The following is a 24,519-nucleotide window of genomic DNA, read 5'->3' as shown; positions in this document are numbered from 1 at the left end:
GCGTAGTAGAGCCCACTCAACCACTGCGTCTTGCTCGACAATCCAAAAATAATTGAGAGGCTAGGACTTTTGTCCCACTCTCTTTTTGTTTGTCTAGAAGGGGTTTGGTTGGTCGTTGCAACGGGTAAAAAGAATTGGTATACTAGTAGAAAGAAAAAAGGAGGATGCTGTGACCTTTCGAAAATTACGTCTATTAATGTCCAAATATGGATTTAGTATTTTGTTTATGGGCTTTGAACTATGGGCATCCTTTGCGGCCTTCTTCTGGCTTAATAGATGGTTCCCTCATTGGCTATCTGTTGCGGTCATTGGGCTCTTATATGTGTCGACAATCTTGGCTATTGTTAATCGAAATACCCCGCCTGAAAATAAGGTGACCTGGCTCTTGATTGCCGTCATTCCTGTCTTTGGATCACTCTTGTATCTCATGTTTGGAGAGCGACGTTTGTCCAAAAAGGAAATGATCCAGTTGGAAAATATGGAGTCCATGAAGTTTCGAGAGGACAATAGTCATCAGTTGCGTAAGGAGCTCAAGCAAGAAAGCAAAGCGGTTTATGGCTTGGTCAAGTCGATTTTATCCATGGACCACAATGCGGATCTCTATAATGGGACGGCATCGACCTTTTACCCTTTAGGGGAGGACATGTATGCGCAACTACTAGAGGATCTGCGAGTAGCGAAAAAATTTATCTTCATCGAGTTTTACATCATTGATGAGGGCTTGATGTGGAACAGTATCCTAGAGATTTTAGAGCAGAAAGTGAAAGATGGGGTTGAAGTCAAACTCCTTTATGACGATATCGGCTGTATGGCAACCTTGGCTGGGAACTATACCAAACGATTGCGAAAGATGGGGATTGATGCCCATAAGTTTAACAAGGTGATCCCCCGTTTGACAGTGGCTTATAACAACCGAGACCACCGTAAGATCTTGGTCATTGATGGTCAGATCGGCTATACGGGTGGTGTCAATTTGGCAGACGAGTACATCAACCACATTGAGCGGTTTGGTCACTGGAAGGACAGTGCCATTCGTTTAGATGGACGAGCTGTTAAGGCCTTGACGCGACTCTTCCTCATGAACTGGTACATCAACCGTGGGGAAATCGAGGATTTTGACCGCTACCATATTGAAAATAAGGCGGTCGAAGGAGAAGGGCTCTACATTCCCTATGGGAGTGGACCAAAGCCGATTTACAAGTCGCAGGTCGGAAAGACGGTTTATCAAAATATGATCAACCAAGCGACGGATTACGTCTATATCACGACTCCTTACTTGATCATCGATTATGATTTGACAGAAGATATCCGCAATGCGGCCCTTCGTGGGGTGGATGTTCGCATCGTGACCCCGCATATTCCGGATAAAAAATTGATCCAAATTGTTACGCGTGGGGCTTACTTGGATCTGATGGATGCTGGTGTGAAAATCTATGAGTACACGCCTGGTTTTGTCCATAGCAAGCAAGTTCTTGCCGATGATGAAATGGCGGTTGTAGGGTCGATTAACTTTGATTACCGCAGTTTGGTCCATCACTATGAAAATGCTGTCTGGATGTATCGGACGCCTGCCTTGAAAAAGATTCGGGAGGACTTTGACCATATCTTTGAAGTGTCTCAAGAAATTACAGAGGATACCTTCCGCTTTACATGGCACCAAAGCTTAATCAAGGAAATTATGCAATTGTTCGCACCGATGTTGTAATAGGTGTGGGAATACAGAAAAAAGAGTCAGAAGCTGAGAGATCTGACTCTTTTTCCATGGGACTATGTGGCGAGAGGCTGACATGGTCGGCAGAATTTGGTATACTAGAGAAGATAATGGGCTTTTTTCTAAAGGGAAAAGCAGAGGAATAGCGAAGAAAAGGAAAAAGAATGAGCGAAAAAGAGCAAGAAATGACTTCGAAAAAGTTAGGGCTTCACGTGGGAGATAGCTTTCAGGATACACGTGAAATTCGCGAAGTGCTAGATAAATCAGTCTTTCGTGAAGAAGAGCCGACTCATAGCCAACAGCCAGAAGTCTTGGAGGAGCCGGTTGCAATGGAGGCATCAGAGGTAATTAGTGATGTGGAGCCAGCAGTGGAAGCAGAGCTAGAACCAGTAACAGAGCCTAAGCAAGAACCAGAACAGGAAGCGGAGCAACCGCTCAGTCGGATGAGTCGTCGTTCGCGTAAGGCGGGAGTTGAAGCGACAAAAGCGGAAGCATCTAAGCTAGAAGAGAATACGGAAGAGCTAGAAGCGGATGTGGCAGTTGAGCCGATCCGTCGTCAATCCAAGCGTCCAGTGCCCCTAGCGATTCCTTTTGTGTTGAGTCTCTTGATTAGTTTGCTGCATGTCGGGGTGCCATTTTTAACCCGTTTTGCAACCAATCAACAATCTCAAAACTTGTATGCTGGCTGGGCAATGACCAAGGGTCAAGTACCGTTTGGTGATTTTTACGGAACCAATGGTCTGCTCTATTATGCAATCAACTGGTTGGGAAGTTTAGCTGGTGGACATTGGATCTTGATGATTCTCCAAGCGATTGCCCTCTTCTTTGCGGGGACTTACCTCTATCGGGTTGTGCGCTTGCTGGTGTCTGATAAAGATACAGCGAAGAATGTCCAGTTGCTCTTTTATTTCTTGGTGCTAGGCCTTGGTTTTGGAGGAACTTATGTGACTCTCTTTAGCCTTCCAATCCTATTTGCTAGCATGAATTTCATTTTGGCTTATTTGATTGGGCATCGTAAGGATGAAGGCTTTATCCTTTATGGTGCGATTGCAGCTGTGGCTTTCTTGATTGATCCGATGACCAGTGCCTTGTTTTATTTGTTGGCCTTCCTTGGATTAACAGCCTTTAACATCAAGCAGAAGAGATGGGCGCGTGGCTTTTATCAACTGCTAGCAGCTCTCCTTGGTTTTTCACTCGTCTTTTATCCAATTGGCTATATCACCGTTTTGAATCAGACTTTTGGCTATGCCATTAACCAAGTAACCTATGTCTTTAATGCCTTGAATTTTAGCAATGGACAGACCTTCAGTAATGCCATTTATTATGGACTGTTGGCGCTGGCCTTTGGCCTAGTCTCTGCCTTTTTGATGTCCTTTACGAAGCAAAATAGCAGTGCTCGCCGGATCTTCCGCTTTATGGGATGGGCAGGTAGCTTGGTGGTCCTCATTGTGTCGATTGGTCTTCCTGAGCAAGGGGCTTACCAATTGTTACCAATGTTGCCATTTGTTCTTCCTTTGTTTGCGATTTGGTTCTCACGAGATGGGGAAGAAAACGATGGGATCGAACGCCGTGGTCGGAAGAAGAAAAACAAGGAAGTTTGGGCCGCTTACTTTACGAGCCAAGTTTTCTTACCGCTAGTAGCCCTTGTCTATTTGTTGGCGAATCCAGTGGTTCAAGATGTTGTGCTTCAGTCTGGTCAATCGAGTGAACGGAGCGCTATTGCCAGCTACATTAAAAATCACACCAAGTCGAAAGATACCATTTATGCATGGGATGCGACAGCTACTCTCTATCAAGAAAGCGATCGTTTGGCAGCATCTGCTTTATTGACCCCGACGTCTTATCTGGGAATTAATGAAAATCGGACCAATGTGATCCAACAAATCGATCGGTCTGAACCGAAGTATATTGTAGTTAACAATCAGGTAGAGTTGACCTCTAAAATGAAAGACTTGCTCAAAGAAAATTATCGTCTAGTTGAGAAGAAATACCATTATTTCAAACTCTATCAACGTTCTTAAGAAAATCAATATCTTGTGCTTTAGAAAGTTTTTTAGAATTTTCACCACAAGATATTGATTTTTATTTTTGGAGTGGTATAATACAACTTGTATGTAAATAAATGAAGAGAGGCATGTTTGGTATGATCACCTTGAGAGAAGAAAAACTGAGAATGGCCCCGGATATTTTTGTTGAAAAACGAGATGGCCGTCGTGTTCCATTCGATGTTGAAAAAATTTATAAAGCCTTGTTGAAGGCGACAGAAGAAGTGACTTCTCTCACTCCCGTGATGGAAGCCAAACTAGAAGCCATTGTCGATCGTGTGATCGCAGAGATTTTGGAACGTTTTCCAAATGGCGTGAAGATCTATGAGATTCAAAATGTCGTCGAGCATGAATTGCTTCAAGCTAATGAATATGCGATTGCAGAGAGCTACATTACTTATCGCACCCAGCGGGATTTTGAGCGCTCAAAAGCGACGGATATCAACTTTACAATTGGCAAACTCCTCAATAAGGACCAAGCCGTCGTCAATGAAAACGCCAATAAGGACAGTGATGTCTTTAATACGCAACGGGACTTGACGGCAGGGATCGTTGGTAAGTCTATTGGTCTTAAAATGTTGCCCAAACACGTAGCCAATGCTCACCAAAAAGGGGACATCCACTACCATGATTTGGACTATAGCCCTTATACACCGATGACCAACTGCTGTTTGATCGATTTTGAAGGCATGCTCAGAAATGGCTTCAAAATCGGGAATGCAGAAGTCGAAAGTCCTAAGTCTATCCAAACTGCAACGGCACAAATCTCGCAGATTATTGCCAATGTGGCCTCTAGTCAGTATGGTGGCTGTTCAGCAGACCGGATCGATGAAGTCTTGGCCCCTTATGCAGAAAAGAACTACCAAAAACACTTAGCGGATGCCAAAGAGTGGGTACTTCCTGAAAAGCAAGAGGACTATGCTTGGAGTAAGACTCAAAAAGACATCTATGATGCCATGCAATCGCTAGAATATGAGATCAATACCCTCTTTACTTCAAACGGGCAAACTCCTTTCACTTCGCTTGGTTTTGGCCTTGGAACCAATCGCTTCGAACGGGAAATCCAAAAGGCGATTCTGGAAATTCGGATTAAGGGTCTTGGATCGGAACATCGGACAGCCATTTTTCCAAAATTAATCTTTACCCTCAAGCGGGGACTCAACTTAGAGCCTGGAACGCCTAACTATGATATTAAGCAATTGGCCTTGGAATGTGCTACGAAACGCATGTATCCAGATGTCCTCTCTTATGACAAGATTGTAGAATTGACAGGCTCCTTCAAGGTGCCCATGGGATGTCGCTCTTTCCTTCAAGGTTGGAAGGACGAGAATGGTGTGGAAGTTAATTCTGGCCGGATGAATCTTGGAGTCGTGACGGTCAATTTACCTCGAATTGCCTTGGAATCTGGCGGAGACAAGGAGAAATTCTGGCAAATCTTTAATGAACGGATGAACATCGCTGAAGATGCCTTGGTTTACCGGGTGGAACGCACCAAAGAAGCGACACCAGCCAATGCACCGATTCTCTACCAATATGGCGCTTTCGGGAAACGCTTGGGCAAATATGACCAGGTAGATCAGCTCTTCCGTCATCGCAGAGCAACCGTTTCTCTTGGCTATATCGGACTCTATGAAGTTGCAACCGTCTTTTATGGTCCAAATTGGGAACACAATCCAGAAGCCAAACAATTCACGATCGATATCATCAAGGATATGAAAGCGCGCGTGGAAGAATGGTCTGACCAGTATGATTACCACTTCTCTATTTATTCGACACCGTCAGAAAGCTTGACAGACCGCTTCTGTCGCCTGGATACGGAGAAATTTGGGAAGGTTCCGGATATCACAGACAAGGAATACTACACCAATAGTTTCCACTACGATGTTCGTAAGAACCCAACCCCATTTGAGAAGTTGGATTTTGAAAAAATTTATCCTGAAGCAGGGGCTTCTGGTGGCTTTATCCACTATTGTGAATACCCTGTGCTCCAACAAAATCCAAAAGCCCTTGAGGCGGTTTGGGATTATGCCTATGACCGAGTCGGTTATCTCGGAACCAATACACCGATTGACCGTTGTTACAAGTGTGATTTTGAAGGAGACTTCACGCCGACTGAGCGCGGATTTGCTTGTCCAAACTGTGGCAATAGCGATCCTAAAACGGTTGATGTGGTCAAACGGACCTGTGGTTATCTAGGAAACCCACAAGCTCGCCCCATGGTCAATGGACGACATAAAGAAATCGCTGCGCGGGTCAAACACATGAATGGGTCCACGATTAAATCAGCTGGACACCAAGTAACAGATTAGAAAAGGAAGATTATGGGAAAATACCAACTAGACGATAAGGGCAAGGCCCAGGTTCAACGATTCCACGAAAAACATTCGACAGGTGGAATCAATAAAAAAGACCAGGTGGCCAGCCTGAGAGAGCAATTTTTAAAAAAGGCTAAGAAAAAATAAAAGTGAGAGTTCGCTCTCGCTTTTCTCGTATGGGGGGAGGTAAAGATGGAATTACGTAGACCAACATTAGCAGATAAAGAAACTGTATTAGACATGATGGCAGAGTTTGAAGCGAATCAATCAGCTCACGATGGCGGATTTTGGGATGCTGAGAATTTTGTTTATGAAGAGTGGTTGGAAAGTAATCAGAATCATGAAATGGGGATTAATTTGCCTGAAGGGTGGGTGCCTGATATTCAGTTAGTTGCTTTTTCGAGAGATGGACAAGCCGTAGGGTTTCTCAATCTGAGATTGCGTCTTAGTGACTATTTGCTGGAGGTAGGTGGTCATATTGGTTATTCCATCCGTCCCTCTGCGCGTGGGAAAGGATTGGCAAAAGAGCAACTGCGACAAGGCTTGCAAGTAGCTAGAAGTAAAAATATAAAGCGAGTCCTAGTGACTTGCGATTGTGATAATGCTGCCAGTCGAGCAGTGATTCTGGCTAATGCCGGAGCTTTAGAGGATGTTCGAGGCGGAAAAGAGCGCTACTGGATTGATGTCGATTAAGGAGGAAGCATGGAGCTAAGACGACCAACTTTAGAAGATAAAGACGCGATTTTAGAGATGATTGCTGAGTTCGATGCTGCAAAATCCTATATGCACGGTGGCATGGGCTCCACTTGGAAGCGAGCAAAGGATTTTGCGGATTGGTTGCGAATTGTAGAGCAGCAGGAGGATACTGAGAATCTGCCAGAAGGCTGGGTTCCTACCATTCAATTTTTATCCTTTGATGAGACTGGCTACCCTCTGGGCTTTTTAGCCCTGCGCTTGTCCTTGAATGACAAATTATTTGTAGAGGGTGGTCACATTGGCTATTCCATCCGGCCCAGTCAACGCAGAAAGGGCTTGGCTAAGTTGCAGCTAGAGCTAGGATTAGCAGAGGCTCGAAAGCAAGGATTGGAACGAGTACTGATTACCTGTGATGAAGACAACGAAGCCAGTCGTCGCACCATTCTCTCTGCTGGCGGTGTTTACGAAAACACAATCGACAGAAGTCAGCGCTACTGGATTGATTTGGAGGATGAAGATGAACAATCCCAAACCTCAAGAATGGAAAAGTGAGGAGCTGAGTAAAGGGCGAATCATTGACTATAAGGCCTTTAACTTTGTAGATGGAGAAGGAGTGCGCAACTCCCTTTACGTGGCCGGTTGCATGTTTCACTGTGAGGGCTGTTACAATGTAGCGACCTGGTCTTTCAATGCAGGCATTCCTTATACCAAAGAATTGGAAGAGCAGATCATGGAAGATCTGGCCCAACCCTATGTCCAAGGCCTGACCCTGCTTGGGGGAGAGCCATTTCTTAATACCGGTATTCTTTTACCCCTTGTAAAACGTATTCGGAAAGAATTGCCAGAAAAAGATATTTGGTCATGGACAGGCTACACTTGGGAAGAAATGATGTTAGAAACGCCTGATAAACTGGAGCTCTTGTCGCTAATTGATATCCTGGTCGATGGCCGCTATGATAAGAGCAAACGCAACCTCATGTTGCAGTTCCGAGGGTCTTCTAACCAGCGGATCATTGATGTTCAAAAATCCCTCAAAGAAGGAAAAGTCGTCATCTGGGACAAGCTCAATGACGGCAAAGAAAGTTTTGAGCAGGTCAAACGAGATGATCTTTTGTAGGTTTTTTGGATTCTCTGCATAAGTATACAAGGGATTTTGTTTGTTTCAGAAAGCGCTTACTTTCCAAGTGTCCATAATGGACAAAAAAGTGATAATTAATGCATTTTTTGCTAAAAATATGTTACAATAAATATAATTAGGACTAATTGGAGGTATTTATGTCACAAAAGAGACGGAGTCGTCGTTCAGAGCATAAGTGGGGGCAATTGCGAATCGTTAATTCCGTATTGCTTATTTTTTTGCTTATGACCGCGAGTTGGGCGACCTATACCATGTTGGCCAATAACATCTTGGCTTTTCGCTATGTTAATGTTCTCGTGATGGTACTACTAGCTGTTCTCTTGCTCTTGTCAGCTTGGTTTGTGATCAAAAATCAGGCCAAAAAGACAACTTTGGTCCTGCTTCTTGTCGGCTTATTGGCTAGTTCAGGAGTTTTGTTTGCTAGTCAACAGCTGCTAAATCTGACGAGCAATGTCAATGGCCACTCTAACTATACAGAGTTTGAGATGGCTGTCTATGTCAAGAAAGACAGTGACATCAAAGACATCAAAGAAATCAAGGAAGTGGTGGCACCAAAGGGCAACAATAATGAAGCCAATCTCACGGCCCTCTTGGACAATATCAAAAAGACCAAGGGTCAGGAAATTTCTGTAGTGGATGCACCGACTTATCTAGATGCCTATAAGAGCCTGCAAGAAGGGAATGCTTCTGCCATGGTGCTCAACAGTACCTTTGAAGATACTATCGCTGCTGAAGATGCCGACTATGCGAAGAAGTTGAAGAAAATCTATTCCTACAAGATTCGAAAAGAAGTGGCAGCAACGAGCAAGGTGTCTGCCAATGCGGATGTCTTTAACATCTATGTCAGCGGGATCGATACCTATGGGCCGGTAACCTCGGTTTCTCGTTCAGATGTCAATATCATCATGACGGTCAATCGGAAGACCAAGCAAGTCCTATTGACAACGACACCACGGGATGCCTATGTACCGATTGCAGATGGTGGTAACAACCAAAATGATAAGTTGACCCACGCGGGGATCTACGGAGTGGATGCTTCGATCCATACCCTTGAGAATCTCTATGATATCAAGCTCAACTACTACGTTCGTCTCAATTTCACCTCCTTCCTCAAGTTGATTGACCTTCTAGGGGGAATCGATGTGGAAAATGACCAAGAATTCACGAGCCTTCATGGCAAGTTCCATTTCCCAGTTGGAAAGGTCCATTTGAATTCAGAGCAAGCACTCGGTTTTGTTCGCGAACGCTACTCACTCCAAGGTGGCGACAATGACCGTGGGAAAAACCAAGAAAAAGTCATTGCGGCCATTATCAAAAAGTTGACCTCTACTAAGGTCTTGAGTAACTACAATGAGATTATCGGAAACCTCCAAGATTCTGTCCAAACCAATATGCAGTTGCCAACTATGATGAACTTGATCAATACCCAGCTAGAAACGGGTGGTTCTTATGAGGTGACTTCACAAGCGATCACCGGTCAAGGACGAAATGACTTGCCATCTTATGCCATGCCTGGTTACAACCTCTATGTCATGGAGTTGGATCAAGCGAGCTTGACGAAGGCTAAGGAAACCATTCAAAAAGTAATGGAAGGAAAAGAAAAATGATTGATATCCATTCGCACATCGTCTTTGATGTGGATGATGGACCAAAGACAAAAGAAGATACGCGTGCCTTATTGGAAGAAAGCTATCGCCAAGGGGTGCGGACCATTATCTCCACTTCTCATCGTCGCAAGGGGATGTTTGAAACTCCCGAAGAAAAGATTTCTGAAAATTTTCAAGAAGTGAAAAAAATTGCGGCAGAGGTCGCGCCAGATTTGACGATTCATTACGGGGCAGAGATCTACTTTACTAATGATGTCTTGAAAAAACTGGAAGAAAAGATCATTCCGCGTTTGGCAGATACGCGCTTTGCGCTGATTGAATTCAGCATGGGAACACCTTATAAGGAGATCCATACGGCCTTGGACCGTTTGCTCCATCTAGGTGTGACACCAGTGGTGGCCCATATCGAGCGCTACAAGTGCTTGGAGAAAAATGAGGAGCGCGTGCAAGAGATGATTGACATGGGCTGCTACATGCAGATCAATAGTTCCAGTGTTCTCAAGCCTCGCCTCTTTGGGGATGAACAAAAACAACTCAAAAAACGAGCTCGCTACTTCTTAGAAAAAGACTTGGTGCACTTTGTGGCCAGTGATATGCACAATGTGGATAAACGACCGCCTTATATGGCAGAAGCCTATCGCTTGATCAAGGAAGAATACGGAGAACGACGAGCACAAGCTCTCTTTGTCAGCAATCAAGAACTCTTGTTAGCGGATGAATTAATCTAACCAGGAAACAGGTGGAGAGATCCACATGAAGGAGTAATTAGGAAATGAACAATCAAGAAAATCAAGCAGTGGAAATTGATGTTTTCGCTATGCTGAAGACCCTATGGAAACGCAAGTTTTCGATCGTTTTGGTCGCTCTTGTCTTTGCCATTGCAGCATTTGGCTACAGTGCCTTTTTAGCCAAGAAAGAATACCAAAGTACTAGCCGGATCTACGTGGTCAGTCGTCAAAACCAAGACAACAATGCCTTGACAAACTCTGATTTGCAGGCTGGTTCTTACTTGGTTAAGGACTACCGTGAGATCATTCTTTCTCAAAATGTCTTGAGCCAAGCCATCGAAGAATTGAAACTCGATCTAACACCAGCTGAGTTGTCGAAAAAGATCAGTGTATCCGTTCCGACAGATACTCGTATCCTTTCGATCACGGCTAAGGATGGAAATCCAAAAGAAGCGGCCCGCATTGCCAATGGCCTTCGAAATGTAGCAGCTGAAAAGATCATCTCTGTGACCAAGGTGTCAGATGTTACGACTTTGGATGAAGCAGAAGTGCCTCAATCACCTTCTTCACCAAATATCCGACGCAATGTCCTTCTTGGCTTTGTTGCTGGAGCTGGCTTGATGGTGGTTCTCATGGTCGTAGTGGAAGTCTTGGACGATCGTGTCAAGAGACCAGAAGATATCGAAGAGTTGATGGGCTTCACCTTACTTGGTATTGTGCCAGATATTAAGAAACTGTAGACTGGGGATCGCATGAATACGTTAGAAATTTCAAAAAACAAATTACAAGAAATTCGGAAGGCCGAAGAGTACTTCAATGCCCTTGCGACGAATATCCAATTGAGTGGGGTGGACTTAAAAGTCATCGCCATCTCATCTGTTCAAGAAAATGAAGGAAAATCAACCACTTCAACCAACTTGGCGGTTGCCTTTGCGCGTGCGGGTTACAAGACCCTTTTGGTCGACTGTGATATCCGGAACTCTGTCATGACAGGGATTTTCCGTAGTCGGGATAAGATCCAAGGGTTGACTGACTTCTTATCTGGTCGTAGCCAACTGGATCAAATCTTGTATGCGACTGATTTCCCAAACTTGGATATCATCGAGTCTGGACAGGTCGCACCAAACCCAACAGGTCTCTTGCAAAGCAAGAACTTCACTGTGATGATGGATGCCTTGCGTGAGCATTTTGACTACATCATTGTCGATACGCCTCCAATTGGGGTCGTGATCGATGCGGCGATTATCGCCCAACGCTGTGATGGAACTGTCTTGATCACAGAATCTGGGGCCAATGGACGCAAGGCTGTCCAAAAAGCCAAGGACCAATTAGAACAAACAGGCACACCTTTCTTAGGAGTGGTGCTCAATAAATTTAACATTAAAGCTGCTGAGTATGGTTCATATGGTGGATATGGATCTTACGGAGAGTACGGGAAAAAGTAAAGAATAGGATCGAGGGAAAATGGGAGAAGAAAGAATTGAACTGGAAAAACTAAATATTGTTCTCTTTCAAAGTTTAGCTGTCCTATTTTCAGCTTACATTGTGAGTCTTTTTAAGGATGCAGAATACACGTCGCAGACAATTGCCATTCTCTATCTCTTGCATTTTGTAGCCTTTTACATTAGCAATATTGCCTATCGTTTTTACAGCAGAGGCTATCTAGATGAGCTCTTTCAGGTCTTGAAATACAATGTATTTTTCGCTGTTGGGATCACCTTTACCTCTTTTATGCTCGACGGGGTCTTTTCCATTTCTCGTCGGGGGATGATCTACTTCTTTCTTTTCAATACGTTTTCCGTCTATATCATGGATCTCTTGCTCAAGAGATACCGGAAGTCTGTTTCACCGCGGCGGAAGAGTTCGCGAAAGATTTTCTTGATCACAGCGACCAGTCGGATGGAAAAGGTATTTGATATTCTTCATTCGCCCAGCCTCTATCATGGGGAACTAATCGGTGTCACCGTCATGGATGATACGGATTTTACCCATTCGGGTGTACGGGTGGTGCAGCCGGATCAAATGATGAACTTTGTGACCAAGGAAGTGGTAGATGAAGTGTTTATCAATCTGCCAAGTGAGGACTACAATATTAGTGACTTCGTCTCGGAGTTTGAGAGTATGGGGATCGATGTGTCGGTCAATCTCAATGCCTTTAACTTCGCTTCTTTGGGCAATAAACGGGTTCGAGAAGTCGGGGGACTAAGTGTCGTCACTTTCTCAACCAATTTCTACAAACCGAGCCACGTATTTGCCAAACGTCTCTTGGACATTGCAGGAGCCCTCTTTGGTCTCTTGATTTGTGGACTAGTGAGTATCGTTTTGGTCCCTCTAATCCGCAAAGATGGCGGACCTGCCTTCTTTGTACAGAAGCGGGTCGGAAAGAACGGACGGTATTTCAACTTCTATAAATTCCGCTCCATGCGCGTGGATGCCGAAGAGATTAAAAAAGATCTGATGGCGCAAAATACTATGACGGGTGGGATGTTTAAGATGGAAAACGATCCACGGGTAACACCAATCGGACGCTTTATCCGTAAGACCAGTCTTGATGAATTACCACAATTTTACAATGTGTTGATCGGTGACATGAGTCTAGTCGGAACTCGTCCTCCAACGGTAGACGAATACCAAGACTATACGCCAGCCCAAAAACGCCGACTCAGTTTCAAGCCAGGGATTACCGGCCTTTGGCAAGTGAGCGGACGCAGTGAGATTACAGATTTTGACGAAGTGGTCAAACTGGACGTTGCGTATATGGATGGTTGGACGATCTGGAGAGATATTCAGATCCTGCTCAAGACCGTGAAGGTTGTACTTAGAAAAGAAGGAGCGAAGTAGGCTGTGAGTAAAGTTAGACAGATTCAATTAGGAGAACTATCCTTATTAGAAAAGTATATTGAGATTTGCACAAAACACAATCTTCGATACTATGCTTTAGGGGGCACTTTATTGGGAGCCATTCGTCACAAAGGTTTTATCCCTTGGGATGACGATATGGATTTGGGCATGCCTAGAAAAGACTATGAAAAGTTTCTGGAAATTTGCCAAAACGAATTACCAAGCAATGTCATCTTGAGAATCCATGATGATAATTTAGGCAATACGTCTATCATGGATACCTCGCTTCAAATTGAATTTGGTGGGGTTGTGTGTAGTCCTTTTATCGATGTGTTTCCTTTAGATGGTTACCCGTCAGATGGTTTCCACTATTTCTTGCACACCAATAAAATTAAGTATTACCGTGCCCTTTCCAAAATATCTGTCATCAATCGATTGCACAATCGCGACCGAGGTTTCTTTGAAAATTCAATTGTGAAGGTTTCTAAGATCCTTCACCTAGACAAATTACTAAATACTGAAAAAATCAATCAAAAGTTGCAAAATACGATTAAAAAATATGACTTTGAGACAAGTGATCTCGTGGGAAATGTCTTAGGATCCTATCGCGAGAGAGAATTGGCCTACAAAGAGGTATTTGGGGAGCCACAACTCCTTGATTTTGAAACTATTAAAATCAGTGGTCATGCTGATCCGGATGCTTATCTGACAAAGATCTATGGCGATTATATGAAGTTGCCAGAAGAATCAGAGCAAAAAGGTCACTTTGAATCCACTTGGGGAGAATAAGCTTGAAAAGTTTTACAATGATGGGGGTCAGAATTGACCCTTTAACAATGGCTGAAACCGTTGCTGCTACTGAACAATTCGTACGAGATAAAAAACCCCTCCATTTGATGGGGGTCAACGCAGATAAGCTCAATCAGTGTGCGACAGATGAGGCCATCAAGAAGATTGTCAATGGGTCTGAAATCATCAATGCAGACGGTGCTTCTGTCGTTCTCGCTGCACGCTATTTAGGTTATGCTGTGCCAGAGCGCGTAGCAGGCATCGATTTGATGCAGGAATTGCTCCGCTTGGCCAATGAAAAAGGCTACTCTGTCTATTTCTTCGGGGCAAAAGAGGAAGTCTTGACAGATATGTTGGCCATCTTTAAAAAGGATTTTCCAAATCTCCGAGTAGTGGGCCATCGCAATGGCTATTTCTCTGCTGAAGAGGAGGAGGCCATTCAAGAGGATATTCGTGAGAAGAATCCAGATTTTGTCTTTGTCGGCATTACCTCTCCTAAAAAAGAGTACTTGATCCAGAAGTTTATGGACAATGGAGTCAATTCTGTCTTTATGGGTGTGGGAGGAAGCTTTGATGTCCTCTCAGGTCATATCAAGCGGGCACCTATGTGGATGCAAAAGGCCAATCTGGAATGGTTGTTCCGTGTGGCCAATGAACCAAAACGCCTCTTTAAGCGCTATTTTGTGGGAAATGCCACTTTTATTAAGAGAGTAGTACATGAAAAACGGAAAGCAAAAAAATAATATTCTGCACATTTCGCGGACCATGGATATCGGTGGGGCAGAACGCATTGTCTATCAGTTAGCGACAGACCTCAAGGATGAATTTGACCAGGTTCATGTCGCGTCAACTGGTGGATTGTGGGAAGAAAAATTAGCAGAGAATGGGATTCAACACCATCGTATTCTAGACGTCGATAGCAAACAACCAGCTACTGTGCTTAAGATTCTTGCTAGTCTTTCCAAGATCATCAAAGAAAATGAGATCACTATTGTTCACACCCATCACCGGATGGCTGCTTTCTATATTCGTTTGCTGCAGATGCGCCATCCGAACTTGATCCATGTCTATACAGCCCATAATGTTTTCAAGGATAAATTACCACTTTATAAATTTGCCCTAGGAAAGGCTCGAACGGTTGCTGTCAGTCAAGCTGTCCAGGAAAATATCCTTAATGATGTAAGGTCAAAAAACTCTATTGTGATTTATAATGGAGTGAAAATGAAACAAAGTGAGCATACAGTAAATGAAATTACTCAGTGTGACGGTATCAAAATAGGCTGTATCGCTCGCCTGTCCGAACAAAAAGGGTTACCCTATCTGATCGAAGCTATGTCACTAGTGACAAATCCAAGTGTGTCCTTGTTTCTTATCGGTGACGGAGAATTAAAAAATGATTTGATAGATCAAACAAAAGAGCTCGGCCTAGAAGAAAGAATTCATTTTTTGGGCTACCGGAGTGACGTGGTAGAGTGTATCAATAGCTTTGACTTTTGTGTTCTTCCATCGATCTTTGAAGGATTTGGATTGGTTGCAATCGAGGCCTTTATGAACGGCAAAACGATGATTGCAACAGATATTCCAGGTGTGAACGAAGTAGTGAATTCTGAGAATGGGCTCCTCGTCCCAGCTGAGAATCCGCAAGCCTTAGCTCAAGCAATTAAAAAATTGGCAGAGAATCCTGAGGAAAGAGCCTCTTTAGCTGCTCAAGCAAAGAGAGATTATGATAACAAGTTTAGCTATCCGATCTTTTTAAACAACTATCGCAACTTTTACCAATCGATGAGGAAGGGTTCAAAATGAAAAAAGTAATGTTAGTGTTTGGAACGCGCCCAGAAGCCATTAAAATGTGTCCTTTGGTCAATGAACTCAAACAACACGATACCATTGAAACCGTAGTCTGTGTAACAGGGCAGCACAAGGAAATGCTGGACCAAGTGTTAGACGTTTTTCGTGTTGTTCCAGACTATAATCTAGGCATTATGAAGGCCAATCAAACATTATTTACCATCACGACCTCTATATTGGAAAAAATCCAACCGGTATTAGAAGAGGAAAAACCTGATATTGTCCTCGTCCATGGGGATACCACAACCACCTTTGCAACAGCTTTGGCGGCCTTTTATATGGGCATCAAAGTGGGGCATGTGGAAGCAGGCCTTCGGACTTACAATCTTCAAAGCCCATATCCTGAAGAGTTTAACCGTCAAGCTACTTCCATAGTGGCAGATTACAATTTTGCTCCAACCCAGGTTTCAAAAGAGAATCTTCAAAAAGAAGGTCGGACCAATATTTTCGTTACAGGAAATACCGTTATTGATGCCTTAAAAACTACAGTCCAAGAAGACTACGACCACCCTATATTGGAATGGGCAAAAGGAAGCAAGCTCATCATGTTGACGGCCCACCGTCGCGAGAATCTTGGAGAACCTATGGAGCACATGTTCCGTGCGGTCAACCGGATTTTAGAAGAGTTTGAAGATGTCAAGGTGGTCTATCCTATTCACAAAAATCCAAAGGTCAGAGAATTGGCTAGCAAGATTTTTGGAGAGAATGAGCGAATGAAAATCATTGAGCCTTTGGAAGTGATTGATTTTCATAATTTCATGAACCAAAGCTATATGATCTTGACGGACTCAGGTGGCGTCCAAGAAGAAGCACCTTCTTTAGGAAAGCCTGTCCTTGTCATGCGAGATACAACTGAACGTCCAGAAGGTGTGGCTGCGGGGACTCTGAAATTGGTCGGAACAGAAGAAGAAAACATCTATCGCAACTTCAAGCTCCTTCTGGAAGACCAAGATGAATACGAGAAGATGAGCCAGGCAAGTAATCCTTATGGGGATGGAACGGCTTGTCAACAGATTGTAGAAATTATCATGAAGGGATTAGCATAATGGAAAAGGTTTCGATTGTTGTACCAGTTTATAACGTTGAAGATTACTTGAAATATTGTGTTGATAGTTTAATTAATCAATCGTACAAGAATATTGAGATTATTTTGGTAGATGATGGCTCTACGGATGATTCTGGAAGAATATGTGATGAGTACGCCCAAGAAGATGATCGTGTTAGAGTCTTGCATATTGAGAACGGAGGCCTATCTAATGCTCGAAATACGGGTGTAAATGTTGCTTCTGCTGAGTGGGTTATTTTCATTGATTCTGATGATTACTATGACCGTAGAACTGTTGAATATTTAGTGCAGCTTCAAAAGAAGTATGCTGTTGATCTTGTGGCAACTTCTGTTATTGAAGTTAGGGATTTCCAAAGCGATGATTTTATAGGTTCATTGACTGACATAGATTCTTTGAAATTAGATCGCTATACAGCTTTGAAGGAGATGTTTTATGGAAATATAGTGGGAACCCATCCAGGGGGAAAACTATACAAAAAAGAAATATTAATGAAGTTTCCTTTTCCAAAGGGTATGATCTATGAAGATTTGGCTGTCTCTTTTGAGCATATTGGAGCATGTAATGAAATTGCCGTAGGATACATCAATTTATACAAATACTATCGAAGACCTGGAAGTATTGTCAATTCTTCATATAGTGATAAATTTTTAGACTTCTATAAGGCTATAGAGTTGAATAGAGAATATGTTGAGAGAGACTATCCTAATGATCAGGAAATGAAGAAAGCACTTACTGTACGCTATGTTTTTAAGGGGTTACATGTAGTCCATGCTTTACTAGGCTCTCAAATGTATGAGCAAGTTAACAAGATTCGCAAAGAGTATCGTCGCTATTGGAAAGATATTCTAATCAATTCACATATTACAAGAAAAAATAAACTCAAATACCTTCTTTTGCTCCTTTCTCCTCATTTGTATCAAAAGGTGAGAGCAAAACTAGGCTAGATTGCTAAATAGCCATGTTCTAGAGAAGGAAAAGAGACAACATCAGGAGGTTTAGGATGATTTATGCAGGGATTTTAGCAGGTGGAACAGGCTCACGGATGGGGATTACGGATATGCCCAAACAATTTTTGGATTTGGGTGGACGTCCTATTTTAATCCACACGGTTGAGAAGTTCTTATTGGTCCATGAGATTCAGAAGATTGTATTGGGGATTCATCCGGACTGGGTGACCTATACGGAAGATCTGGTAGACAAGTACTTGTCTTCATATAAGGACCGGATCTTGGTTGTAGAGGGAGGAAGTGACCGCAACTCTACCATCGAAAACATCATCCTGGCTATCGATGAGGTGCAGCCTTTGACAGAAGAGGATATTATCGTCACCCATGATTCGGTTCGTCCTTTTGTTAGCCTAAAAACTATCCAAGAAAACATTGAACTAGCCAAGAGCCATGATGTTGTAGATACAGTGGTCGAAGCGACCGATACCATTGTTCAAAGCTTGGACAATACCTTTATCACGGATATCCCTGAACGCCAATACCTCTATCAGGGTCAAACCCCTCAAACCTTCAAAATGAAAGACTTTCTTACCTTGTATCATGATTTAAGTGACCAGCAAAAAGAAGTCTTGACAGATGCCTGCAAGATCTTTGTCATCAATGGTAAAAAAGTTGCTCTTGCTAAAGGGGAATATTCCAATATTAAAATTACGACGATTACAGATTTGAAAATTGCACGCGGTATGATTGAGGACAATTAATATGTTGAACCAAATCTTTCAGCTGACCCAGCCGAAAAATATTACCATCAAATACCAAGAAGAAGACATGAGCCGTGAAGACAAGGTGTTAATACGCCCTTATTACATGGCTATTTGTCATGCGGACCAACGTTACTATCAAGGGAAACGGGATCCTAAGGTGCTTAAAAAGAAATTACCCATGGCCCTGATCCATGAGTCGTCTGGTATCGTGGTAGCGGATCCTACGGGAACCTATCAACCAGGACAGATTGTGGCCATGGTTCCCAATCAACCTCCTCATCAAACAGAGGGTGTCTTCTTTGAAAATTATTTGGAGGGGACGCACTTCTTGTCTAGTGGCTTTAATGGTTTTATGCAGGAAGTCGTTGCCTTACCGCTGGATCGTGTAGTGGCTTACCCAGAGGAAGTTCGGGGCCCAGTCACAGCTTTAGCAGAATTTAGTAGTGTTGCCATGCATGCCATTCATCGCTTTGACCTCATTGCCCACCAACGAAGAGAGTCCGTTTTGATTTTAGGAGATGGTAGTCTTTCATATGTGGTTGCGACATCTTTGCACTATCTTTACCCAGATTTGAAGATAACTGTAGTTGGGCGCAACAATGATAAACTGCAATTGTTTAATTTCATTCATCAAGCCATTTTAACCAGCGAGTTGACAGACGATCAACGGTTTGACCACGCCTTTGAGTGTACTGGTGGCCAAGGAAGTGAACCAGCCATCAATGATATTATTGATCATATCAAGCCTCAAGGAACCGTAATGTTAATGGGGGTTAGTGACAACCGGGTAGCAGTTAATACAAGAGATGTTCTTGAAAAGGGCTTGACTTTTGTAGGGTCTTCTCGCTCAGGTCGTGAGGATTTTGAGCGGGCTGTAGAGATGCTGGCTAATCGTCGGGTCCAAAGTCGTTTGAAAAACATTATCCACGTTGATGGAGAAGTTCAAACCATTCCAGATATTCATCGAGCTTTTGCGACGGATTTGATCACACCGTTTAAAACGGTCTTCAAGTGGGGATTGTAGACAGTCATGAAAGTTCTTAAAAATTACGCCTATAATCTCTCCTACCAGTTGCTGGTGATTATCTTGCCGATTATTACCACTCCTTATGTGACACGGGTCTTTAGTTCGAATGACTTAGGAACCTATGGTTATTTCAACTCCATCGTCACCTATTTTATTCTATTAGCGACCTTAGGAGTGGCTAACTATGGAACCAAGGAGATTTCAGGACACCGCAAAGACATCCAAAAGAATTTCTGGGGGATTTATACCCTCCAGTTAGGTGCGACCTTTGTTTCCATCCTGCTCTATGTCTTGCTGTGCTTGGCGCTCCCTTCTATGCAAAACCCTGTGGCCTATATCTTAGGGCTTAGTTTGGTTTCAAAGGGACTCGACATCTCCTGGCTCTTTCAGGGGTTAGAGGATTTTCGTAAGATTACCGTTCGAAATATCACGGTCAAACTGGTTGGAGTCATCTCCATCTTCTTGTTTGTCAAATCTGCCAATGATCTGTATCTCTATGTATTCTTACTCACCATCTTTGAACTCTTAGGTCAGCTCAGCATGTGGCTACCCGCTCGGGAGTTCATTGGGAAAGCCCATTTTGATTTGGCTTATGCACGGGTGCACTTAAAACCGGTCATTCTGCTCTTTTTACCGCAGATTGCTATTTCCCTCTATGTTACCTTGGATCGGACTATGTTGGGGGCTCTCGCCTCTACAAAGGATGTAGGGATTTATGACCAGGCCTTGAAATTGGTTAATATTTTGCTGACCCTTGTGACGTCTTTAGGAAGTGTCATGCTTCCGCGCGTGGCGAGTCTCTTGGCTTCAGGAGACCACAAGGCTGTCAATAAGATGCACCAAATGTCCTTTTTGATCTATAATTTGGTCATCTTCCCAATCATCGCGGGTATGCTGATCGTCAACGATGACTTTGTTCGATTCTTCTTAGGGAAGGATTTCCAAGATGCTCGCTATGCCATCGCTATCATGATCTTCCGTATGTTCTTCATCGGATGGACCAATATCATGGGGATTCAAATTCTCATCCCGCATGATAAGAACAAAGAATTTATGCTGTCAACTACGATTCCTGCTATCGTCAGTGTCGGGTTGAATGTGCTCTTCTTACCCCATTTTGGTTTTATCGGTGCAGCCATTGTATCCGTCTTAACAGAATCCTTGGTATGGCTGATTCAATTGTACTATACCCGTCATTACCTCAGGGAAGTTCCAATTATCGGGTCTATGACAAAAATTATTTTTGCATCTGCTGTGATGTATGGCCTCTTGCTACTTGTAAAACCATTCCTACATTTCACCCCTACTCTGAATGTACTCGTGTATGCGGTGCTTGGTGGGATCATTTATCTGATCGCTATCCTATCTCTGAGAGTGGTAGATGTGAAAGAATTAAAACAACAATTTTTAAATAAACAGTAGAGAGTAGAAAGGAAGGATATGAATTTTTAAGTAAACAAAATCTTTAGAAAAGAATGCTATAGCACAGGTGTTCCCAAAGCAGGCATTCCAATCTAGACAGAATGAGCTTTTCTTTAAAAATTCTTTATCAGGTAACTTAATGATAAAAATGAAATTTGACGATCTACTGGTTGGTTTTGTCGTCTCGATTGTGATCTTCTTTAATACAATATCCACTACGATGTTAAATAAGGGCTTTTTGCATGTTGGTGCGAGCTCCCTCTTAGTGGTTGTAGCTCTCTTATTACTTCGTTTTTTTAATAAAATCTCGATTCCCTATCATTATCTAATCTTGTCTGCCATGTTATTGATGGTAGCTGTTATGGTTTATTTCAAGACGGATAAGTTAAATTTCTTAGTTTATTCTCTCTTAATGGTTTTACTGGTCAATGCGGATAGGAAAGTCATTTTAAAAACTTATGTAGGTGTTGCAGGTACGATAGTCCTTACAGTATTTCTATTGTCACTGTTAAAGGTAGTTCCAAACTTACAATATAGTCGGGGTGCTGTTATCCGTAATTCATTTGGGTTTATCTATCCAACAGATTTCGCAGCCCATTGTTTCTACCTTTATGTTGCGATCTCCTATTTGCTAAAAGATCGTTATATTGGCTTACGATCTCTGGGTGGCGTTCTTCTAGCTCTCTTTATTATCAAGTTCTGTGACGCTCGTATGAATGCGATCTCGCTTTTGGTCGCTGTCTTGCTCTTTCTCTTCTTTTATTTTACAAAAGAGAAAAAGTTGAAGTTGTATCACTTGTTGCCCTATTCGATCATTCTTTTTTCAAGTGGGATGATCTACTTGACCTATCATTTCTCCTGGTCTTCTCCACTTTATGTTCAAATTAATCAATTCATTACAGGTCGGTTAGCCTTGGGTAAAAATGCTTTTAATTTATACCCTTTGAATTGGTTTGGAACAAGAGAGGTTCAGTTTATTGGATCCGGAGGAAGCACAGAGTCTGTCCTCAATTATAATTATGTCGATTCGTCTTATGTTCAGATGTTATTTACATATGGTATCGTACCGGTTGCTTTATTAGTCGGCATTTATGTCATTGTTTCAAAATATGAATTCAAGAAGGGGCGTTATTTATTTGTTGCGATTTTATCCCTTATTGCGATTAACTGTATGATTGAAGCATTTTGGTTTGTACCGACTTATAACATCTTTATGTTCACACTCTTTGCGACAGAAGTTGTCAAGAAAAAGCCGGCCAATTCCCTCTCTTATAGTGAGGAAATTGGGGGGATTTGAAGATCTAATCTATAGTTATGAGTCTATGATACAGCTGAGAGTTTAGATATATTTTAAAATAGAAAAATAATGGAGTCTACTATGTACGATTATCTGATTGTTGGTGCTGGTTTGTCTGGAGCCATTTTCGCACATGAAGCTACTAAACGTGGTAAAAAAGTAAAAGTGATTGACAAGCGAGATCACATCGGTGGCAATATCTACTGCGAGGAGGTTGAAGGCATCAACGTCCATAAGTACGGTGCCCACATTTTCCATACGTCCAACAAAAAGGTTTGGGACTATGTCAACCAGTTCGCTGAATTCAACAACTATATCAACTCACCAATTGCTAACTACAAGGGCAGTCTTTACAATCTTCCCTTTAACATGAATACTTTTTATGCTATGTGGGGAACCAAGACTCCTCAAGAAGTCAAGGACAAGATTGCCGAGCAAACAGCTGACATGAAGGATGTTGAACCGAAGAACTTGGAAGAACAAGCTATCAAGTTGATTGGTCCAGATATCTACGAAAAGTTGATTAAGGGCTATACTGAAAAACAATGGGGACGCTCTGCGACAGACCTTCCACCCTTTATCATCAAACGTCTTCCAGTTCGTTTAACCTTTGATAACAACTACTTTAATGACCGTTACCAAGGGATTCCAATCGGTGGTTACAATGTCATCATTGAAAACATGCTGGGTGATGTAGAAGTAGAACTTGGAGTTGACTTCTTTGCCAATCGTGAAGAGCTAGAAAGCTCAGCTGATAAAGTTGTCTTTACAGGAATGATTGACCAGTACTTTGACTACAAACACGGTGAGTTGGAGTACCGTAGTCTTCGTTTTGAACACGAAATCTTAGATGAGGAAAACCATCAAGGGAATGCCGTGGTTAACTATACCGAGCGTGAGATTCCTTACACTCGGATCATCGAGCATAAGCACTTTGAGTATGGTACACAACCCAAGACAGTTATCACACGTGAGTACCCAGCTGACTGGAAACGTGGGGATGAACCCTACTACCCAATCAATGATGAAAAGAACAACGCCATGTTTGCTAAGTACCAAGAAGAAGCTGAGAAAAACAACAAGGTCATCTTCTGTGGACGGCTAGCAGACTATAAATACTACGATATGCACGTGGTTATTGAGCGTGCTCTAGAAGTCGTAGCAAATGAGTTTGATTGAAAGAAACCATAATCTATGAAATACTACTTAAAAGAAGAATTCCTGCATGATGTCAACGCAAAGAACGCAGGAAATAAAGCACGCAATGACGTAGAAAGTATTGTGAAAGAAGAAGGCTATCATCCCTTGGTCCTTTCTGTCGACAATTGGTATCAGATGAGTACCCTTGTGGCTCAACGCCATAAGGCGAAGGCTTTCGGTCAAGCCTTGGATCAACTAAAGCAAGGAGATGAGTTGCTGATCCAGTTTCCAATGCTCCACCATAGTTTTTTCTCAACCCATTTGGTTAAAAAAGCACAAAAAAGAGGGATTAAAGTCTATCTCTTGATTCATGACCTAGAAGTGCTTCGCCATGCCAATATGACTTCACTACCTTTAAAACACAGAATTCGGATGTACCTTCAAGAAGCAAGTTTTCTCAAGGCAGCTGATGGGATCATCGCCCACAATCCAGTTATGAAATCTGTCTTGGTGGATAAAGGAATTGCGGAAGATAAGATTATCAGCCTTGGTATTTTTGACTATTTAATTCCAGATTTCCAAGAAAAAAGTGGCCAAACAAAAGACCAGCCGATGATTGTGGCGGGTAATTTGGCCCAGGAAAAAGCTGGTTATCTCTATGCTCTTCCTGCAGAACCTGCCTATAATCTCTATGGTGTTGGTTTTGATGAGAGTAGAGCTTTAGAGAATGAAACTTACTTTGGCTCCTTCCTACCGGATGAGCTTCCTGCAGCCCTTGAGGGTGGTTTTGGACTAGTCTGGGATGGGGATAGTGCAGAAACTTGTAGTGGTGTTTTTGGGGAGTACCTTCGCTACAACAACTCTCACAAGGCGTCGCTTTATCTAGCATCGGGCTTTCCGCTGGTGGTGTGGAAACAGTCAGCCTTGTCTCACTTTGTGCTTGAGAAGGGTTGTGGGATTGCAGTAGAGTCTCTTCATGACTTGAAGGAGACAATCGACAATCTTTCAGATGCCGATTACCAAGATTTGGTAGACAATGCCAAGCGTGTTGGCCAAGAAATCCGAGATGGTAACTACTTAAAGACAGCCTTAAAGCATTTATCATAAGATCAAAAGAAGTCAGACAGACTTCTTTTT

At 42.8% G+C, this 24,519-nt stretch carries 23 protein-coding genes; all 23 read left to right on the top strand.

Going from position 1 to position 24,519, the window contains the following annotated elements; all coding sequences use genetic code 11:
• Window positions 1-169 precede the first annotated feature (169 nt).
• The 23 genes from cls to K1I56_RS05525 all read left to right on the top strand — a co-directional run bounded on the left by cls (window position 170) and on the right by K1I56_RS05525 (window position 24,489).
• Window positions 170-1,705 carry a cardiolipin synthase gene (cls, locus tag K1I56_RS05635; RefSeq protein ID WP_223325488.1) on the top strand — a complete coding sequence of 512 codons (1,536 nt, stop codon included), beginning with the start codon at window positions 170-172 and terminating at the stop codon, window positions 1,703-1,705.
• Between the two features lie 170 nt (window positions 1,706-1,875).
• Complete coding sequence (locus K1I56_RS05630) at window positions 1,876-3,732, top strand: MFS transporter (RefSeq protein WP_223325487.1); 1,857 nt, start codon at window positions 1,876-1,878, stop codon at window positions 3,730-3,732.
• 122 nt (window positions 3,733-3,854) lie between these two features.
• Complete coding sequence (gene nrdD / locus K1I56_RS05625) at window positions 3,855-6,065, top strand: anaerobic ribonucleoside-triphosphate reductase (protein ID WP_223325490.1); 2,211 nt, start codon at window positions 3,855-3,857, stop codon at window positions 6,063-6,065.
• A gap of 12 nt (window positions 6,066-6,077) precedes the next feature.
• Window positions 6,078-6,218, top strand: a complete 141-nt coding sequence (locus K1I56_RS05620) for a hypothetical protein (protein ID WP_152904068.1) — start codon at window positions 6,078-6,080, stop codon at window positions 6,216-6,218.
• Window positions 6,219-6,263: 45 nt separating this feature from the next.
• Complete coding sequence (locus tag K1I56_RS05615; protein ID WP_223325486.1) at window positions 6,264-6,764, top strand: GNAT family N-acetyltransferase; 501 nt, start codon at window positions 6,264-6,266, stop codon at window positions 6,762-6,764.
• A gap of 9 nt (window positions 6,765-6,773) precedes the next feature.
• Window positions 6,774-7,319, top strand: a complete 546-nt coding sequence (locus K1I56_RS05610) for a GNAT family N-acetyltransferase (RefSeq protein WP_021154086.1) — start codon at window positions 6,774-6,776, stop codon at window positions 7,317-7,319.
• The gene (gene nrdG, locus K1I56_RS05605) at window positions 7,285-7,884 is read left to right on the top strand and encodes an anaerobic ribonucleoside-triphosphate reductase activating protein (RefSeq protein ID WP_009731855.1); all 600 of its coding nucleotides are present in this window, start codon (window positions 7,285-7,287) and stop codon (window positions 7,882-7,884) included. The genes K1I56_RS05610 and nrdG overlap by 35 nt, the downstream gene beginning before the upstream one ends.
• Before the next feature lie 158 nt (window positions 7,885-8,042).
• Window positions 8,043-9,512 (top strand): LCP family glycopolymer transferase CpsA, encoded by a 1,470-nt coding sequence (gene cpsA / locus K1I56_RS05600; RefSeq protein ID WP_223325485.1) that lies wholly within the window; start codon window positions 8,043-8,045, stop codon window positions 9,510-9,512.
• Entirely contained in the window at window positions 9,509-10,240 is a 732-nt protein-coding gene (cps4B, locus tag K1I56_RS05595; RefSeq protein WP_223325484.1) for a capsular polysaccharide biosynthesis protein Cps4B, read from the top strand. The genes cpsA and cps4B overlap by 4 nt, the downstream gene beginning before the upstream one ends.
• A 44-nt stretch (window positions 10,241-10,284) precedes the next feature.
• Window positions 10,285-10,980 carry a Wzz/FepE/Etk N-terminal domain-containing protein gene (locus K1I56_RS05590; protein ID WP_223325483.1) on the top strand — a complete coding sequence of 232 codons (696 nt, stop codon included), beginning with the start codon at window positions 10,285-10,287 and terminating at the stop codon, window positions 10,978-10,980.
• A 12-nt stretch (window positions 10,981-10,992) separates the two neighbouring features.
• Entirely contained in the window at window positions 10,993-11,685 is a 693-nt protein-coding gene (locus K1I56_RS05585; RefSeq protein WP_021154082.1) for a tyrosine-protein kinase, read from the top strand.
• A gap of 19 nt (window positions 11,686-11,704) precedes the next feature.
• Window positions 11,705-13,081, top strand: coding sequence for a sugar transferase (locus K1I56_RS05580; protein ID WP_049492609.1), 1,377 nt, complete (start codon window positions 11,705-11,707; stop codon window positions 13,079-13,081).
• A gap of 3 nt (window positions 13,082-13,084) precedes the next feature.
• Complete coding sequence (locus K1I56_RS05575; protein WP_023919863.1) at window positions 13,085-13,870, top strand: LicD family protein; 786 nt, start codon at window positions 13,085-13,087, stop codon at window positions 13,868-13,870.
• A 17-nt stretch (window positions 13,871-13,887) separates the two neighbouring features.
• On the top strand, window positions 13,888-14,613 hold the full coding sequence (locus K1I56_RS05570) for a WecB/TagA/CpsF family glycosyltransferase (protein WP_376738727.1): 726 nt from the start codon (window positions 13,888-13,890) through the stop codon (window positions 14,611-14,613).
• Window positions 14,588-15,673 carry a glycosyltransferase family 4 protein gene (locus tag K1I56_RS05565; RefSeq protein WP_125826767.1) on the top strand — a complete coding sequence of 362 codons (1,086 nt, stop codon included), beginning with the start codon at window positions 14,588-14,590 and terminating at the stop codon, window positions 15,671-15,673. The genes K1I56_RS05570 and K1I56_RS05565 overlap by 26 nt, the downstream gene beginning before the upstream one ends.
• A complete protein-coding gene (gene wecB, locus K1I56_RS05560) occupies window positions 15,670-16,764 on the top strand; it encodes a non-hydrolyzing UDP-N-acetylglucosamine 2-epimerase (protein WP_070665022.1) in 1,095 nt (364 codons plus the stop codon). The genes K1I56_RS05565 and wecB overlap by 4 nt, the downstream gene beginning before the upstream one ends.
• The gene (locus tag K1I56_RS05555; RefSeq protein ID WP_125826766.1) at window positions 16,764-17,729 is read left to right on the top strand and encodes a glycosyltransferase family 2 protein; all 966 of its coding nucleotides are present in this window, start codon (window positions 16,764-16,766) and stop codon (window positions 17,727-17,729) included. Before wecB ends, K1I56_RS05555 begins: the two co-directional genes overlap by 1 nt.
• 56 nt (window positions 17,730-17,785) lie before the next feature.
• Window positions 17,786-18,493, top strand: coding sequence for an IspD/TarI family cytidylyltransferase (locus K1I56_RS05550; protein ID WP_155170420.1), 708 nt, complete (start codon window positions 17,786-17,788; stop codon window positions 18,491-18,493).
• Window position 18,494: 1 nt separating this feature from the next.
• On the top strand, window positions 18,495-19,520 hold the full coding sequence (locus K1I56_RS05545; RefSeq protein WP_049492589.1) for a zinc-binding dehydrogenase: 1,026 nt from the start codon (window positions 18,495-18,497) through the stop codon (window positions 19,518-19,520).
• 6 nt (window positions 19,521-19,526) lie between these two features.
• Window positions 19,527-20,945: a flippase gene (locus K1I56_RS05540; protein WP_125826764.1), complete on the top strand. Its 1,419-nt coding sequence runs from the start codon at window positions 19,527-19,529 to the stop codon at window positions 20,943-20,945.
• A 139-nt stretch (window positions 20,946-21,084) separates the two neighbouring features.
• Window positions 21,085-22,242, top strand: coding sequence for a polysaccharide polymerase (locus tag K1I56_RS05535; RefSeq protein WP_155170422.1), 1,158 nt, complete (start codon window positions 21,085-21,087; stop codon window positions 22,240-22,242).
• An 81-nt stretch (window positions 22,243-22,323) separates the two neighbouring features.
• Window positions 22,324-23,421, top strand: a complete 1,098-nt coding sequence (gene glf, locus K1I56_RS05530; RefSeq protein WP_070594623.1) for a UDP-galactopyranose mutase — start codon at window positions 22,324-22,326, stop codon at window positions 23,419-23,421.
• A gap of 15 nt (window positions 23,422-23,436) precedes the next feature.
• Complete coding sequence (locus K1I56_RS05525; protein ID WP_070594622.1) at window positions 23,437-24,489, top strand: glycosyltransferase; 1,053 nt, start codon at window positions 23,437-23,439, stop codon at window positions 24,487-24,489.
• Window positions 24,490-24,519 lie beyond the last annotated feature (30 nt).

The sequence above is a fragment of the Streptococcus parasanguinis genome (assembly GCF_019929185.1).
GTDB classification, from domain to species: domain Bacteria; phylum Bacillota; class Bacilli; order Lactobacillales; family Streptococcaceae; genus Streptococcus; species Streptococcus parasanguinis_O.
Note: the sequence above shows the minus strand (reverse complement) of the source record. Positions and strands in the feature narration are given on the sequence as shown.

Excerpts from the sequence above, each read along its gene's own strand:
- K1I56_RS05630 (WP_223325487.1), top strand. The coding sequence starts at position 1,876 with ATGAGCGAAAAAGAGCAAGAAATGACTTCGAAAAAGTTAGGGCTTCAC.
- nrdD (WP_223325490.1), top strand. The coding sequence starts at position 3,855 with ATGATCACCTTGAGAGAAGAAAAACTGAGAATGGCCCCGGATATTTTT.
- K1I56_RS05620 (WP_152904068.1), top strand. The coding sequence starts at position 6,078 with ATGGGAAAATACCAACTAGACGATAAGGGCAAGGCCCAGGTTCAACGA.
- K1I56_RS05615 (WP_223325486.1), top strand. The coding sequence starts at position 6,264 with ATGGAATTACGTAGACCAACATTAGCAGATAAAGAAACTGTATTAGAC.
- K1I56_RS05610 (WP_021154086.1), top strand. The coding sequence starts at position 6,774 with ATGGAGCTAAGACGACCAACTTTAGAAGATAAAGACGCGATTTTAGAG.
- nrdG (WP_009731855.1), top strand. The coding sequence starts at position 7,285 with ATGAACAATCCCAAACCTCAAGAATGGAAAAGTGAGGAGCTGAGTAAA.
- cpsA (WP_223325485.1), top strand. The coding sequence starts at position 8,043 with ATGTCACAAAAGAGACGGAGTCGTCGTTCAGAGCATAAGTGGGGGCAA.
- cps4B (WP_223325484.1), top strand. The coding sequence starts at position 9,509 with ATGATTGATATCCATTCGCACATCGTCTTTGATGTGGATGATGGACCA.
- K1I56_RS05590 (WP_223325483.1), top strand. The coding sequence starts at position 10,285 with ATGAACAATCAAGAAAATCAAGCAGTGGAAATTGATGTTTTCGCTATG.
- K1I56_RS05585 (WP_021154082.1), top strand. The coding sequence starts at position 10,993 with ATGAATACGTTAGAAATTTCAAAAAACAAATTACAAGAAATTCGGAAG.
- K1I56_RS05580 (WP_049492609.1), top strand. The coding sequence starts at position 11,705 with ATGGGAGAAGAAAGAATTGAACTGGAAAAACTAAATATTGTTCTCTTT.
- K1I56_RS05570 (WP_376738727.1), top strand. The coding sequence starts at position 13,888 with ATGATGGGGGTCAGAATTGACCCTTTAACAATGGCTGAAACCGTTGCT.
- K1I56_RS05565 (WP_125826767.1), top strand. The coding sequence starts at position 14,588 with ATGAAAAACGGAAAGCAAAAAAATAATATTCTGCACATTTCGCGGACC.
- wecB (WP_070665022.1), top strand. The coding sequence starts at position 15,670 with ATGAAAAAAGTAATGTTAGTGTTTGGAACGCGCCCAGAAGCCATTAAA.
- K1I56_RS05555 (WP_125826766.1), top strand. The coding sequence starts at position 16,764 with ATGGAAAAGGTTTCGATTGTTGTACCAGTTTATAACGTTGAAGATTAC.
- K1I56_RS05550 (WP_155170420.1), top strand. The coding sequence starts at position 17,786 with ATGATTTATGCAGGGATTTTAGCAGGTGGAACAGGCTCACGGATGGGG.
- K1I56_RS05545 (WP_049492589.1), top strand. The coding sequence starts at position 18,495 with ATGTTGAACCAAATCTTTCAGCTGACCCAGCCGAAAAATATTACCATC.
- K1I56_RS05540 (WP_125826764.1), top strand. The coding sequence starts at position 19,527 with ATGAAAGTTCTTAAAAATTACGCCTATAATCTCTCCTACCAGTTGCTG.
- K1I56_RS05535 (WP_155170422.1), top strand. The coding sequence starts at position 21,085 with ATGATAAAAATGAAATTTGACGATCTACTGGTTGGTTTTGTCGTCTCG.
- glf (WP_070594623.1), top strand. The coding sequence starts at position 22,324 with ATGTACGATTATCTGATTGTTGGTGCTGGTTTGTCTGGAGCCATTTTC.
- K1I56_RS05525 (WP_070594622.1), top strand. The coding sequence starts at position 23,437 with ATGAAATACTACTTAAAAGAAGAATTCCTGCATGATGTCAACGCAAAG.